Origin of the sequence: Pilibacter termitis (assembly GCF_900167335.1) — a bacterium.
Taxonomy (GTDB): Bacteria; Bacillota; Bacilli; order Lactobacillales; family Streptococcaceae; genus Pilibacter; species Pilibacter termitis.
In genome coordinates this window covers 102,538-117,117 of record NZ_FUXI01000006.1, presented here as the reverse complement: position 1 = coordinate 117,117, position 14,580 = coordinate 102,538, and the positions used below count along the sequence as shown (strand labels likewise).

General features: G+C 35.3%; 15 protein-coding genes and 1 pseudogene. 1 reads left to right on the top strand and 15 read right to left on the bottom strand.

Annotated features, from left to right (window positions below):
• The 3 genes and pseudogenes from B5D30_RS14480 to B5D30_RS03915 all read right to left on the bottom strand — a co-directional run.
• Positions 1-174 (bottom strand): annotated as a pseudogene (locus B5D30_RS14480) (IS1634 family transposase); the annotation flags it as partial.
• Between the two features lie 99 nt (positions 175-273).
• Positions 274-396, bottom strand: a complete 123-nt coding sequence (locus tag B5D30_RS14250) for a hypothetical protein (RefSeq protein ID WP_268802095.1) — start codon at positions 394-396, stop codon at positions 274-276.
• Positions 397-648: 252 nt separating this feature from the next.
• The gene (locus tag B5D30_RS03915; protein WP_078806740.1) at positions 649-915 is read right to left on the bottom strand and encodes a GNAT family N-acetyltransferase; all 267 of its coding nucleotides are present in this window, start codon (positions 913-915) and stop codon (positions 649-651) included.
• Positions 916-1,085: 170 nt separating this feature from the next.
• Here B5D30_RS03915 and B5D30_RS03910 point away from each other — a divergent pair, with 170 nt between their 5' ends.
• Positions 1,086-2,753 carry a recombinase family protein gene (locus tag B5D30_RS03910; protein WP_078806739.1) on the top strand — a complete coding sequence of 556 codons (1,668 nt, stop codon included), beginning with the start codon at positions 1,086-1,088 and terminating at the stop codon, positions 2,751-2,753.
• Positions 2,754-2,840: 87 nt separating this feature from the next.
• Here B5D30_RS03910 and B5D30_RS03905 read toward each other — a convergent pair whose 3' ends face one another.
• The 12 genes from B5D30_RS03905 to B5D30_RS03850 form a co-directional block, all read right to left on the bottom strand.
• Complete coding sequence (locus tag B5D30_RS03905) at positions 2,841-3,788, bottom strand: hypothetical protein (RefSeq protein ID WP_078806738.1); 948 nt, start codon at positions 3,786-3,788, stop codon at positions 2,841-2,843.
• A gap of 144 nt (positions 3,789-3,932) precedes the next feature.
• Complete coding sequence (locus B5D30_RS03900) at positions 3,933-4,916, bottom strand: coiled-coil domain-containing protein (RefSeq protein WP_078806737.1); 984 nt, start codon at positions 4,914-4,916, stop codon at positions 3,933-3,935.
• Between the two features lie 178 nt (positions 4,917-5,094).
• Entirely contained in the window at positions 5,095-5,976 is an 882-nt protein-coding gene (locus tag B5D30_RS03895; RefSeq protein WP_078806736.1) for a DUF4366 domain-containing protein, read from the bottom strand.
• A 13-nt stretch (positions 5,977-5,989) separates the two neighbouring features.
• Entirely contained in the window at positions 5,990-7,093 is a 1,104-nt protein-coding gene (locus tag B5D30_RS03890; RefSeq protein WP_078806735.1) for a hypothetical protein, read from the bottom strand.
• A gap of 24 nt (positions 7,094-7,117) precedes the next feature.
• Positions 7,118-8,128, bottom strand: coding sequence for a coiled-coil domain-containing protein (locus tag B5D30_RS03885; protein WP_078806734.1), 1,011 nt, complete (start codon positions 8,126-8,128; stop codon positions 7,118-7,120).
• 263 nt (positions 8,129-8,391) lie between these two features.
• Positions 8,392-8,928 (bottom strand): signal peptidase I, encoded by a 537-nt coding sequence (lepB, locus tag B5D30_RS03880; protein WP_159443194.1) that lies wholly within the window; start codon positions 8,926-8,928, stop codon positions 8,392-8,394.
• Positions 8,929-9,027: 99 nt separating this feature from the next.
• The gene (gene lepB / locus B5D30_RS03875; protein WP_078806732.1) at positions 9,028-9,660 is read right to left on the bottom strand and encodes a signal peptidase I; all 633 of its coding nucleotides are present in this window, start codon (positions 9,658-9,660) and stop codon (positions 9,028-9,030) included.
• A gap of 362 nt (positions 9,661-10,022) precedes the next feature.
• On the bottom strand, positions 10,023-10,688 hold the full coding sequence (locus tag B5D30_RS03870) for a hypothetical protein (RefSeq protein ID WP_078806731.1): 666 nt from the start codon (positions 10,686-10,688) through the stop codon (positions 10,023-10,025).
• Positions 10,689-10,817: 129 nt separating this feature from the next.
• Positions 10,818-11,960: a WxLIP family cell surface protein gene (locus B5D30_RS03865; RefSeq protein ID WP_078806730.1), complete on the bottom strand. Its 1,143-nt coding sequence runs from the start codon at positions 11,958-11,960 to the stop codon at positions 10,818-10,820.
• Between the two features lie 29 nt (positions 11,961-11,989).
• Positions 11,990-12,520, bottom strand: a complete 531-nt coding sequence (locus B5D30_RS03860) for an MreC domain-containing protein (protein WP_144399473.1) — start codon at positions 12,518-12,520, stop codon at positions 11,990-11,992.
• On the bottom strand, positions 12,517-13,302 hold the full coding sequence (locus tag B5D30_RS03855; RefSeq protein ID WP_078806728.1) for a hypothetical protein: 786 nt from the start codon (positions 13,300-13,302) through the stop codon (positions 12,517-12,519). Before B5D30_RS03855 ends, B5D30_RS03860 begins: the two co-directional genes overlap by 4 nt.
• 284 nt (positions 13,303-13,586) lie before the next feature.
• On the bottom strand, positions 13,587-14,552 hold the full coding sequence (locus tag B5D30_RS03850) for a ribose-phosphate diphosphokinase (protein ID WP_078806727.1): 966 nt from the start codon (positions 14,550-14,552) through the stop codon (positions 13,587-13,589).
• Positions 14,553-14,580: the final 28 nt, after the last annotated feature.

Here is a 14,580-nt window from a genome sequence, read left to right as displayed (position 1 = left end):
TTTAGCACGTTCTTTTGCCCAAATATAAGGGTCTTCTCCATTTGCTTTTTGGATAACCGTTTCGAGATTTCCAAGGTTTTCAACAACTTTTGAGGTGCTCTTTCCATTAACTCGGACAGATTTAATAATAGAAAAATGGTCAGAATTCTTTGATTTTGTCACTTTAAGCCTCATAAAAATCGCCTCCTTATCTCTATTATAACACACGTACTCAAAACGTACTACTAAAAAGTGTGAGAAATTTGACAAAAAAATAAGGAATGAAGCCCTGTGTTATAATGTTTTAGAAAAAATGTTTAGGGCAGTAAAAAATTCTGGCATTTTTTGGCGTAATTCGTCCAAAAACGCAGAATTTGATTTGATTGACTCATTAAATTGTTGATTATCTCGTAACATCTTGACACTTCCTCTTGATAAATATTTTGTCTTTTACTTTAAATTACAGAATGCTATTAAATAGTAAAATGACTATTGGTGCTATTATACCATAAAACCGACACTTTCATAGGTTTTATGGATAGATCATACTCAGGTATTCTTTAGTATTTACGACATAACGTGTTATAATATAATAAAACAAATATTGATGAACAATTGGAGAATAATATGAAGATTAAAACTATCGAAATTTCAGGTTTTAGGCAAATTTCAAATGCCACGTCCCCTGTAATCTTTATTCACAAATAGACCAGCAATATAATTATTTGATAAACCTATAAATCCTATAATTTTATCCTTATCTATATACGAATAAATCTCTGCGCTGACTAACGCTTCTTTTACAAATAATAAATTCTGATACCAATATTTATCCGGTATAAAAGAATGAGCTTCAAGATTACTATATAGCCAGATATTTAATAATTCTTCTAGTTGCTTTTCGTTTATATTAATTATTTTTCTAATCACGGTCATAGCCTCATCTCTGATTAATTTATTTAATCAATTATATCACAGCACTACAATAAAATTTTTTACAAGAAGAATAGATAAAATCAAGACTCCACTTTTTACCCAAAGCACGCTATACTGTCAGTGGGTTATAGGTGAAATCTAAAATTAATAACAATTAGGAGGACACTTATATGAATAACAGCACTTTGACAATTAAAGAATACACAGAGGTGGATTTAGAACAGTTGAACGATATAACAGTTGTTTATTGCCGGTTATCTCAAGATGATGGCAATACTGGGGATAGTAACTCGATTATTAATCAAAAGAAAATCTTGAGTGAAGAGATAGCTAAAAAGCGACTTTCTAATCCGATTTACTTTATTGACGACGGTATTAGTGGAACGACCATCCAATACCGCCCAGCAATCTCGAAAGCGATCGAACTTGTTGAGATGGGTAAAGTTAAGAACTTTTTAGTTAAGGATTTAAGCCGTTTAGCTAGAAACTATTTGGATGCGGGTAGATTGACAGAGATCACTTTTCCAGATAATAATGTCAGGTTTATTGCGGTCAGTGACAACATAGACAGCGACCACCAAACAGATAACGATGCTAATTTACTACCACTTAAAAGTTTGTTTAATGACTGGTACAGTCGTGATACAAGCAAGAAAATTCGAGCGGTTAAGCAAGCGAAAGCTAAGGCTGGTGAGCAAATGGTAAGTATTCCTATTTATGGTTACATGAAAGATCCTGAAAATTCTAAGAATTGGATTACTGATCCGATTGCTTCAGATATTGTCAGACGAATTTTTAATGAAGCTAAAAGTGGTAAAAATTTGACAAGAATTGCCAAAGATTTAGAAAAAGATAAAATAGAGACCCCTTCACGCAAAATCCTTTCGTTTGGAAAATCTCCAATAACAAGAAGCTATTCGCCTTATGGTTGGCATAGAGGGACAATCGCACGAATTCTATCTAAAATGGAATATCTTGGGCATACTATCAACGGGAAAACTCGAACAAAATCCTATAAAGATAAGAAAATCATTTGGCAGCCAAAGGAAGACTGGTTAATTTTCGAGAATACACATGAGGCAATCATCGACCAAGATACTTTCGATATCGTACAGAAGATGCGTCAGCACAAGCGTGTGACAAGTAGTCCAAGGTTTAAAGCTGGGCATGAAAATTTATTTGCAGGACTTGTTTTTTGTGGAACCTGTGGATGCAAGCATTATTACTGCGCCTTTGAGAAAAATGGTACAAATTTAGACCACTATAAGTGTTCTAAATATGCCTCTACAATTGATCGTTGCGATAACCCTCATTATATCCGTAAAGCTGACTTGGAAGAATTGGTGTTACTAGAACTAAATTCACTCATAAAACAGATTAACTTTGAAGAAGGTGAATTTTTGAAGAAATTAGAACACAAATTCAAAATTGAATCTAGTAAGCAAACAAATAAGCACCGACAAAAGTTACTTAATGACGAACGGCGCTTCGAAGAGATTGACCAAATTATTCAGCGACTTTACGAAGACAATATTACTGGAAAACTTAGCGATGAACGATTTATGAAGATGAGTCAGAATTACGAACAAGAACAATCCAAGCTCAAAGATTCTATATCTGCAGTAAAACAAGAACTTTCCACGCAAGAAAGCCAAAGTATGGATATTTCAAGATTTATGCAAAGAATCCAGAAATATACCAATATCACTGAGTTATCTGTAAAAATTGTAAATGAATTAATTGACAAGATTATTATCCATAAGCCTGAAGGCACAAAACGAAACCGAATCTTAAAAATTGAAATTCATTACAATTTTATTGGTAACTTAGACAAATAAAAAGTGAGTAGCGTTTTATGGCTACTCACTTTCCATTATACTAGTGACTGCTCGGTGACTCGACACCTTTAGCCTTGTCTCCATAATTCACGTATTCAAACTAGAGAAACCTTTTTTCCTTCTACGTTTGTCTCTTTTAGCCCTGCGTCTTTTTCTTCGCTCAATCAAGTTATGCGAAACCTCTTGATAAAATGCTTCCATCATAGCAATTTCTTCATTTTTTCGCTTAATTTTCAACTGCAACCAGCGTGCAATGCCTAAACCAATTGCAATAACACATACAAGGAGTGGAATAAGAAAAAATAGTCCATTGTTATTTTTACTATTTACATTTTTTCTAACACTATCCGCTTTGATTTGCTCCTCTTTTGGAGAAGTAGATTCGCTCGATTCTTCCTTACTTGAAGAGCTTTTTGCCTTACTTGCTTCACTTGCCTTTTTAGTCGTACTTGTTTTTGAAGTAGTTGAAGAACTAGAGGATTTACTCTCTTCCTTTTTGCTCTGAGTTTTCGTATCCTTTTCGCTACTTTTTTTCGTTTCGGCAGAAGTACTGTTTTGATTCGTACCAGAATTTCCTTTTATATTAGCATAAACCTCTTTGCTAATTGGAATTTCTGTATTCTCTGCTTTACCATCTAATGCCTGTCCATTAATGGAGACAGGGAGTAACACAATTGCAGAATCAACTGGAGCTTTTTTGTCCTCTTGATAGATTTTTGAAGCATCTACATAGGCTTTACCCTCTTTATTCGTCATAACTTCCGTACTAGCTCTCGTAACAGAATTATCCATGCGTGCAACGACAATTTTCACTTGATTCATCCCATCATCTGCTGGTATTGCATTCCCATCACGAATAATTTCTACTGAGAACTCCCAACGCTTAGGATCTTTTTGATTGGTCACTTTCACGTTTACCAAATCATGTACATCACCTGCAACATTATCTGCGGCATGACAAATAGACGAGTCTAGTATAAAAAAAAGAAAGCAGAAAAAAAAGATGATTTTTACTTGTTTCAATATCGGTTTCATACAAATCCACCTTAATTCCTAAAAAAATTACAGTCAGTAGCCTTGTTCTCAAAGAAAATTATTCCCACATACTTTAGCCACTGAACGCCTAACGAAAAACAAGGGTCTGAAATCTCAAAGAAACTCCAAACCCCATCAACCTTTTTAACGTTTGATTCCTTCTGCTTTTTCTCTCAAGCGTTTGATAAAATCTTCGTTTTGTCGTGCTAGTTCTTCTAGTTGAGTATAATATGAATCCCCCTCGCCTTTTAAGAAACTCAAGCGTTCACGTGCATCAGCGACGATGTGATCTGCCTCTTGTTCTGCACGATTAACAATTTTCTTCGCTTGGATTTTCGCACTAATCAAGACATCTGCAATATCTTCTGCTGACATAGAGTGAAGATTGTCTTTTGCTTCTTCCATCTCACGTTTCAAGCGGTTGTTCTCTGCTTGTAATTCCGCACTCGTTTTATTGGTCTCATCAAGTTTGTTTTGCAATTCCATCAATTGCGTTTCATATCCCACCAATACTTCTGAGAAATCTTCTCTAAAGTTCGATTCATTTTTCCCTTGAGCTTCTTGATACTTCTCGTTCAAGTCAACAAAATCAGATTTCAATCTTAAATACTCATTTCTTGAAACCATATCTGTATGTTCTTCTTGGCTATGTGCCAGTTGTTTTTTCAATTCATTTACAAGCTCAGCACTTTTAGTTTGCTCTTGTTTCAAACGAGTGTTTTCATCTGTTAATTTTTGATATGCAACACTATTGTTTTCATTGCTTTGTGCTTGTTGAGCAGCTTGTGTAGCTTGTTCTGTTACTTTCGCTAATTCTTGATTTGACTGTTCTAGTTTTTGCTCTAACGCTAAAATCTTCTCTTGATAAGGAGCAAGTACATCACTAACATTTGGTTGTTCTTGAATTTCTTGTTCTTTTGCAACCAATAAATCATTTAGTTTTTTAATTTCTGCCTCTAGCGTTTGATTCTTCTTTTCAAACTGAGTCAAATTTTCGATCTGCTGTTCTTGCTTTTCAATCGTTTTGTCCAATTCATCAATCTCTGACTCTAAATTCTTGATTTCACTTTCATAAGTAGAAGATAGCATTTCTTTCAAGCTATCTAATGAGTTATCTTTGGCTACCATACTAAACCATACCTTTCTCGTTTTTCTCTCTGTTATATGGAAACTTATAAAACTTTTTGTCTATCTTATCGCTTTATAAAGAGAACCACATTCAATAAAACCTATATACTCCTTAATATTACAATTCTTTAAGGAATTACGCAAGCGTTTTTTTACTTTTAGCATTATTCTTGGGTTTTTAAGTGTTTCTAGGCACCTTTTTTCGCCTTTTTCTTCTCTTTTCTCTACGTTCTCTCATGCGTCTTACTTCTTCTTTATAGAACAATTCAATTAACTCTAGTTGCTCTTGCTCACGTCGCCGTTTCACCCAGAAGAATAAGGCAACACCACCTACTGTAAGCAAAGCGATTAAAATCAAAAGAATATACGGAAGAAAATTTCTCTTAGCTTTAGGAGCTACTGAAGTAGTTTTCTCACTTGACTGAGTAGTAGTTGCCGCTTGGCTAGTAGAACTTGTACTAGTCGTATCTTTTGCCTCGGATGAACTCGTCGTAGATGAACTTTCATTCTCCTTTTTTTGCGAAGAAGAAACACTCGTCTCTCCACTTTCCTTTTCCTTGCTAATTGTTGTGGAAGTCGTCACACCTGCACTGCTACTTGTCGAACTCGTTGTTTGAGTTTTCAGCTGTTTAAAACACTCCTCTGTCATCTTCTCTTCCAAATTCTCGCTATTGCCATTTAACAATTTATTGTTAATAGAAAGTGGCAACAAAACAACATAAGATTCCTTTGGTGCAGTCTTGTCCTCTTTGTAAAGTTGCTCTAAATCAAGATAGGCGATTCCATCTTGGTCTGTTGCAATTTCAATCTTTCCCTTTGTAATGTAATTATCCATTCTTCCTACAACAATTTTCACTTGCTCTGTTGTATTATTAGCTGGAATATTTTTACCATCTCTTACAATTTCTGCTGATATTTTCCATGCTTTCGGATTTTTATTATCAACCATCTTTAACACAACGGTATCCTCAGTTGCTGCTGAGGATACGTCTGAAATATAGAAATTACTTACAAATGAAAGCATCATGATAAGTAGTATCTTCGTTATCCCTTTTCTCATTCTTTCAACACCTCTATATTTCCTCAATTACACCACTTGGAGCATTTGCTAGTTCTTTTATACGTGTATTTTCTTCCTCTAAAAAATGCGAGAAAGAAGAGATTTCCAATAACCTAGCATAATCCTCTTGTAAAATCTTTACTTTTCCAGTACGAACAAATAAAAATTTCTTAAATAGCTTGCGAGCAGCTAGTCGCTCACCCTCCTCTATTATTTTCTCCATTCTCAGCTGTGATAAAGAATGCTGAATTGTGAGCATTTTTTCTCGCTTAGCATTTGTCGCTTTGCGTTCTGTATTGCTTGACAATAAGCGTAAAAGCTGCGTATGTATTTCCCACAATTTGCTAACAAATCGAACTCTCTCGCTTAAATCATCATATTCTTGAGCAGATAACACTTTCCATTTTCCTTTATCAGAGTTTTTTTCATCCACAGAAAAAAGATTGTGATATTTTTTGTTTTCAATCAATAAAAGATGGTTTTCCGTACGCAATTCTAGTAACTGTAACATTTCTTCACTTTTTTGTTCAGAAACAGCCGTTTCCATTTTTTCCGGCAACTGCCCAAAAGAAACATTTGCTTGCTGAATGGAAAACTTTTCAAAAGCATTCACTCTTCCCTCATCTACTATACGCTTTTGGTACGCTCGCTCTAGTTTCTGTTGCAATCGAAAAACACAAGCCTGCGGGGTCAACTGCGGAGTAAAAGCGAGAAATCCTGTTCGTACGATTGGACTTTCCTCGTTTATTGAAACAGGAAGAAATTCAAACGTATAGCGAGTTTTGCTTTCCTCCTCAAGTACATTTACACTTCTCAAAATAAACTCTGGAAATTCCTCTACAAATATTTTTATATAGCCTTCATCATCAATTTCCTTTACCTTTTTTTCGACCGTTACCATCAAAAACGAAGGTGCAATCGTATTTTGGGCAAATCTTTTCTCCAAAAAAATCTGAATGGTCTGGGTAGGAAATGGATAGAGATATCTCAATTCATATTGTTCCTTAGCATGAGAAAGAATATGGTCAAACAAGGACTTCGAAACCTTAAAAATCGTTTTCTCCTTCGCTCTTTTCCCATACATTGTCTGATACTCTACTTGAAATTCTCTACTCATCTTCCACCGTCCTAGCTTCATTTTTTATTCGGCTAATTTTTTCGCTTCTGTTTCCAGATATGTCAGCATTGCTACATTGTTTTTATTGAAATCATGTATTTGCTGATAAAATTCACTGCCTTGGTCTTTCAAAGATTTGACTTTTTCTCTTGCCTCTCTTTGAATACGTTCACTCTCAACTTGTGCATCTTCAACTATTTTTTCTGCTTGTATTTTAGCATAGATTAGAACATCTGCTATATCTTCTTTAGAACTATTACTTGCTTGCTTGGCAGACAATAATTCCATATTAGCATCCGCCAATTGTTGCTCTAATTCTTTAATTTTTTCTTGTGCATTCGCCAGCAATTCCTTGCTCACTTGCTCGTTTTTCATCAAGTTTTGGCGTTCTTGACTCATTTCGTTCACTGTTTTCTGCAAATCAGTTGTATCCGTTGAAGTTTTCAAATTTACATTTTCTTCTTGTAAACCTAACAACTGCACACGTAAATCTGCAATAGATTTGCGGTAATTTGACATTTCTTCTTTTAAAACGTCATTTTCAGCTTTCAACGTCTCCTCTACTGCACTATTTCCGATTTCCTTAGCATTTTCTGCGGAATATTTAGCAATTAACTCTTTTAATTGTACGTTTTCTTCAGTTAATTTTTGGAGAGCAGAAGTATCTACTTCGCCAGCATTCTCTTTACTCGCAAGTTCTTGAGTTGCCAAGTCAAGGCGAGTTTTCAAGCTGTTAATTTCATTTTGAAGTTCTTCTACCTTCCCATCGTCAGCTGAGTCAAACACACTAAGCGAACCGTCTCCTAATTCTGTTTCTTTCTTCGCCAAAAGAGCCTTCGTATCTTCCACCTCTTTTTTCAAAGTAGCATTTTGTTCCTCAAGCCCAAGTAGTTCTTGAATTTGCTTGTTCTTTTTAGCAAGCGTCTCATCAAGCTCATCTATTTCTGACTCAAGATTTTTGATTTCACTCTCATAACTTTCTTTTAGCATTGAACGTACATCTTCTAACGAATTTTTATTATTTTTTCCAAACATAGTTTACACCTCTAAATTATCTTCAATCTATTGTTTACAGTCTCGCTATCTTCTATTATCATACAATCTGCAAAAAATGCAAGTATTTCAAGTCGAATCACAGCATTGAACGCTTACATCTGCTATTTTTTTATTACTTTAATGAAATTTTTAAAATTTAACATAGTAGCCAAATAAAAAAAGCCAGACTATTTTTTCCCTTTCTTCGTCTAGCTTAGAATTTTTTTATGAAAACAAATTCTATTAAATAAAGCTAAATTATTTTACCTGACTATCACCTTCCCTATAACATCTTCCATGCTGACTAAGCCAAATTCTCTTGAGTCATGAGATGAGGAGAAATTATCCCCTAAAACAAATAGATAACCGCTTGGCACTCTTTGCAATACGGACAACTCCCTTGCTACTTGATTAGTCGTTGTAACATTTAGCTCTACTGCATTTGGGACTTCAAACACCGTGTCAAATGGTTCTTGTGCAAAACTTACACGTGTATCTTTTACTCGTATATACATACCTGATGTCGCTACCGCACGCTTGCAAAGCACCTTTTTCTCTCGCCGAAATGCAACTATATCATATTTCTCGATTTCTTTCGTCTTTTTCACAAAACAAACGGAGTTATTTTTCAAAGTAGGAAACATGGAATTTCCCTCTACTCTGAATAATTGAATATTTAGGAAAAACATTCCAACAACGAAAGCAAGAACAACTATACTCATGCTCATGCTCAATTTCAACCTATTCACACGACCAAGTCGCAAATATAATAATTTTATACGTGTGCAAAAACTTTCCATTTCAACTCTTTCTCCTATATTCATCTACACAAATATTAATTCAACTCTAAAAAACGTTGATTTCATTATATTTTTGAGTTAAATCAGTATAAGACAAAACTATTCTATCCAGCAAATTCTGGATAAATCAATCTGACAAACGCCTAGAATATCTTTCTTATCAACAAAACCATATGAGCGACTATCTACTGCAAAACTGCGATTATCTCCTAGCACAAAATATTTCCCCGCTGGTATCGTGTCTTTTCCTGTTAGATTTTCAATTGAAAAATCCTCCGTATACTGAGTGTCGCTTTCTTTTGATTTTTGTATCTCGCTGGCTATATATTTTTCCATATGCTCTTGACCATTTATATAAAGCACATCTTTACGATATTCCAGTTTCTCATTAGGCAAACCAATTACACGCCTAATAGATAGCTGATTTTTCTGTTGCTCTCGAATGAGAACAAGATTATATCGACGAATATTACTGAAACGATTGGCTAAAATTAACTCACCATCATTTACTGTTGGCAACATAGAATAACCACTACTAACAGTCGGTCGATAAAGAATAAAGAGACAAATGAAAAAGAAAAAAAGAGCAACAACAAATGCAAGCAAAACATCTCGTTGAATTTTTTTTCTTCTTTCTTTTTTTGCTCTTTCTTTTTTTAATTGCAACATTAACTGTTTTTTCTTCAGCCTTTTTAGATATAGTCTTTTTTCCTCAGTTGTCCATTTTTCCATATCTTTTCCCCAAAACGTTTAAAAGTTCACACTTCCCTAAAAAAGCTAGTCGTCCATTTCTTATAAACTAACACATCAGGTATTTAGCAAAGTTTTTAGCGTCATCCTTTATATATACTCAATTAACTAAATAATACAGATTTTTTTTAATGACATAAAGCTCCCAAAAAAACAACCTTATATATGCAAAGAACTTATTTAGCTAATTGAGTACATATACAGGAGGCTCAGAAAATATTCCTTTTCACACTCTCAAAATCAAACAATTACCGAAATTATAGCTCGTCATTTCAGAATCCTAGAATTAGAGAATAAAGAAATATTATCTGAATCTCCCGTGTCCTCAACATTCATTCTGCTCTTTATTTTTTTGTATTCAATGCCTGCTCATTAATTTTATAGGTCTGAATAATTTTTTTCTCTTGACCTTTGATACGCTCAACATGGCGTTCTACATCCTTTTGTACTTCACCGTCATTTAGGTAGACTGCCAATTGATTACTCATACTAACACCAAGTTCCTTTAACTGTGCATAGTAATGATTTAAAAGCTGCTGACCTTCGACACTAAGACTCGTATCAGCTTTTATTATCCCGTAATTCGTCAAGCGATTGCTCAAGACGTGAATCTCGTTTTGATACTTTTTCTCATCTCCACTTTCTTTGAGCGATTTTAGAGCAGTTTGCAAATCGTCTACATAATAATATCCATTTACAAACGCATTAACATCTGCCTGTGTTAAATTGGTTGATTGCCAAAAATATGCATACCATGCTCCTCCTAATGAAAGCAAGGTAAAAACAAACAGAAATATAGAGATCAACACATTTTTCTCTCTCTTACGCTTTTCATGCAATATTAAAAGTTGCTGTTTTTTTTGTGTCGACTCCTTTTTGAATCTCTTTTTAGCGATTTCCTTAATGTCTTTTGTACGCCGAAGGGCGACAACGACATTTACCAAAAGTAACACGCCAAGAACTATTGCCAAGCAAACCCCAGCGATAATCAACTTATCCCATAAACTCAAATTGCCCCCTCCTTTCGTTCCCTATTTTATTTGTAAGGAGCTGATATTCCAACCTTGCTAATAGCGATAACAACATCTGAATTTTTCCATCCTTTTACAACAAGCTTTTTTCACTTAATCCTTAGCTCATTATTCATTTTCTTGATTTTTTTGTGCTTCTAATGCACGTTTTCTTTTTAGCAATGCTTTTTTACGGCGTAATAGCTCCTCACGTTTTTCTTCTTCCTCCTTTTTCCGTCTTCTGCGGATAACTAAGAAAATCAATAGGAACAATAGAAGAATTGCTACAACAATAATCACAATCAACTTCCAATCCAAACCACGCTCTTGAATCAAACCAACGTCTTCTTGATTGTATTTTTCAGCCTGCTCTTGCGTAATCTCAAAATCCTCGTTCCACTCCCACTTCTTGTCCTCGCTTCGAGCGATGATATGAGCAGTATATTTCCCTGCGGTCATCGCCTCACCTTGCATACTGACTGGGAAGTTCAGCAAACTATTCGGTGCCATACGCATATCTGTTTTCCTTGTATCCCAAAGCACTTCTTTACTCCCTTTTTTCATTACCTCAGCTTCAATCGAAAGTTTTGGTAAAATTTCAGGTTGCACATTTGAAAAACTCAAAATAACAGAATTGCGATAGTTGTCAAGCCCTGCCTTGACACCATTCAACTCAAGTTTCTTTTCGGTTTTTTTGTCATTTTCACGCAATAAGAGTCCAACAGAATAGGAATATATATTTCTAACAGAGCCTGTCTGTTGTTCCTTTTCCTTTTGAGTAGTTTGACGTTCCATATAAATACTTCCTAGCAATACTCCGTCAAATTCTACCTTAGGCATGGTAATTTTTATAGGAAGATCAATTTTTGATTTCGGTGGAATAGTAACTGTTTTTTCCGCCTTGACAATATCTTTAATATTGTGTTTCAAACTCTTGTCAACTGCTAGAGTATTTCTGTTATAATCAATTACTCCGTTGCTTCCTGTTTTTGCACTATCAATGATTACATCCACCTTGATTTCTTCAGGATATGGATTGTTTAACTTTATTGTCAATTCCTGTTTTTGATCAGGTGCCATTTTCAAATCATAGTACCCGTATGAGCCTGTTTGATTTTCTGGAAATACTAACTCATACGTAAAACCTGTCCCCGTAATCGCACCTGTTTTATCTGCTGCAAACACTCGGCGAAAATTTCCTGATACCCCCAATGCTAAAGCAAATATCAAAACAACCTTTAAATATCGCTTTAGCTTATTTTTCATTCCCATTCTAATTGCTCCTTTACTTGACTTATAGCCTACTGCCAATTTTCTGATTTACTTATTAATTTTTTTAATGTCTCATTGTTTTCATGGAGAAGCGTGCTTAGTTTTGCATGGAGTACATCCCCTTCTTTTTGCAACTCTAATATGCGAGCTTGTGCAGAACGTTTCATTTGCTCAGCTTCTATTTCAGCTCTCCTTTGAATTTCTCTTGCTTGTGCCTGTGCAAGTAAGAGAACATCTGCAATTTGTTCCTTTTCCGCAGGTTCTGCAGAAATTTTAGGCAGCTGCATTTGCATTCTCAAGCGTCTATTTTCCTCCTCAAGTGCTTTTACACGATTTTCTAGCTCTCTTTCTCTTGAAACAATGTTCAAGACCTTAGGTGAAATAGGCGTTGCTTGACTACTACCTTTTTCACTCAGTTGAGCTTTTAAAGATTTAATTTCGCTTTGCAATACTTCGATTTCTGCTTCATGTACTTCATTAAAAAAATTGTCTATTTCATTTGTTATCGCATTCCTTCGTGTCATCCTATTTTCCTTCTTATTTCTATTTATTTTTCTCAAGTTTCATTTTCTCCCGAAAGAATTTGCAATGCTTTCTGCCGTGCCAAAATAAGCATACGGTCTGCCTGTTCTTTTGTTCTATGCACAATTTCTTCTGCATGAACTTTCTGCTCGGTTAATTCCTCGGTAAGTTTTTCGTTGAAGATTAATTGCCTTTCCATCACTTCGATCTTTTCAAGTAAAGTCGCAATCCCTGCTGGCATCTCTTGCTGAGTATGCTGCCCTTGTTCTAATGCTTGAACACGCATTTCGGCAGCTTTCCAAGCGTTCTTCAATTTTTCGTTTTCTGCCTTTAGATTGTTCAATTCTAAACTGCTAGTATTTTCATTCGTTTCCTTGAGCAATTTTATTTGTGATTGTAGTTGCTCATTTTCTTGTCTCAAATCTTTTAACTGAGAGGTCGCCTCTTCATTTGCACTAACAGCTGATAGGTCTGTTTGCAACTTCTCTACTCTTTCTTGAAGTGCATTTTTCTCTAGCTCAAGATTCTCTTTTAGTTGACGTTCTTGTTCGTATTTCTTTTGAAAATCCTCCTTCTTCTCTTCCTCTTTCTTTGCTGCTTCGACTGTTGAAGTTACTTTTGGACTTTCTTTTACCGTTTCTTTATTTGGTAAAAAAGGAAGTATTTTTCCTTCTTTTTTCTTAGTAGCTGGTTTCGTCTTTTCAAATAACTCATCCAGCTCCTCGTCATCTAACTCATCCAATTCCTCATCCAACAAATCAAATTCATCTAGTTCCTCTAGCTCAGCAAATCTCGATTTCTTTTTACTTCTACCAAACATAATTCTTAGCTCCTTTTTTTCATAGTTTTTTACGCTACCCCACTAGCAATGCTTCAAGCTCAAAAAAACATATAGTTCCCTCTTGCACAAACCCACCAATATATTTACATATTATCATTATAAAACAAGACTAAATTGATTAAAAGGAAAAAACAGAAGAAACATCAAAAATTTTTACTCTATTTTTTTAACATTAGTTTCCATCTGTGAGTTTCCTTTCTTTTTTCGTACTATTAACACTGTAAAAACGCAGGATAAAAAATATACCCTGCGATAATTTCCTTTTATTTCGTCTCAAACAACGGCGAAACCGGCTTATGCTCATGAATTCTTTTAATCGCCTCGCCCATTAACTCGCCGACTGATACTTCTGCAAGTTTGCTAATTCTTTTTTCTTCTGGTAAGAAAATGGAATCGGTGATAACAAGTTTTGTAATTGCCGAGTTTTCAATACGTTCCATTGCTGGTCCAGAAAGGACAGGGTGCGTACATGAAGCGTAAATTTCAGTCGCTCCTTTTTCACGCAACGCATTTGCTGCTAAAGCAATCGTGCCTGCCGTGTCAATCATGTCATCAATCAACACACATTTTTTCCCGTCAACACTTCCGATAATGTTCATTACTTCGGCAACGTTCGCCTTTGGACGACGTTTGTCAATAATGGCAATCGGTGTTTTCAAGATTTCTGCAAGTTTTCTTGCACGTGTTACGCCACCGTGGTCTGGTGAAACTACCACCACATCATCGCCAGAAAGTCCTTGAGATAGGAAATAATCTGCAATGAGCGGAGCACCCATCAAATGATCCACTGGAATGTCGAAAAATCCTTGAATCTGTGCAGCGTGCAAATCAAGCGTCAACAAACGTGTCGCACCTGCAATTGAGAGCATATTCGCTACTAACTTAGAAGTAATTGGCTCTCTTGCTCGTGCTTTTCTATCTTGGCGAGCATATCCGTAATAAGGCATTACCACATTAATCGTCGCAGCACTGGCACGTTTCAATGCATCAATCATAATCAAAAGCTCCATCAAATGATCATTGACTGGACTTGAAGTCGATTGCACGACATAGACATGACAACCACGTACACTTTCCTCAATATTGATTTGAATTTCTCCGTCGCTAAACTGGGTAACACTACATTTTCCAAGTTCTACTCCCACTTCTTTTGCGATTTTTTCTGCGAGTGATCGATTGGAATTTAAAGAAAAAATCTTCAGGCGAGAATCGGCATATTTTTCAGTCATTGTTAAATCCTTTCATTTAGACACAATT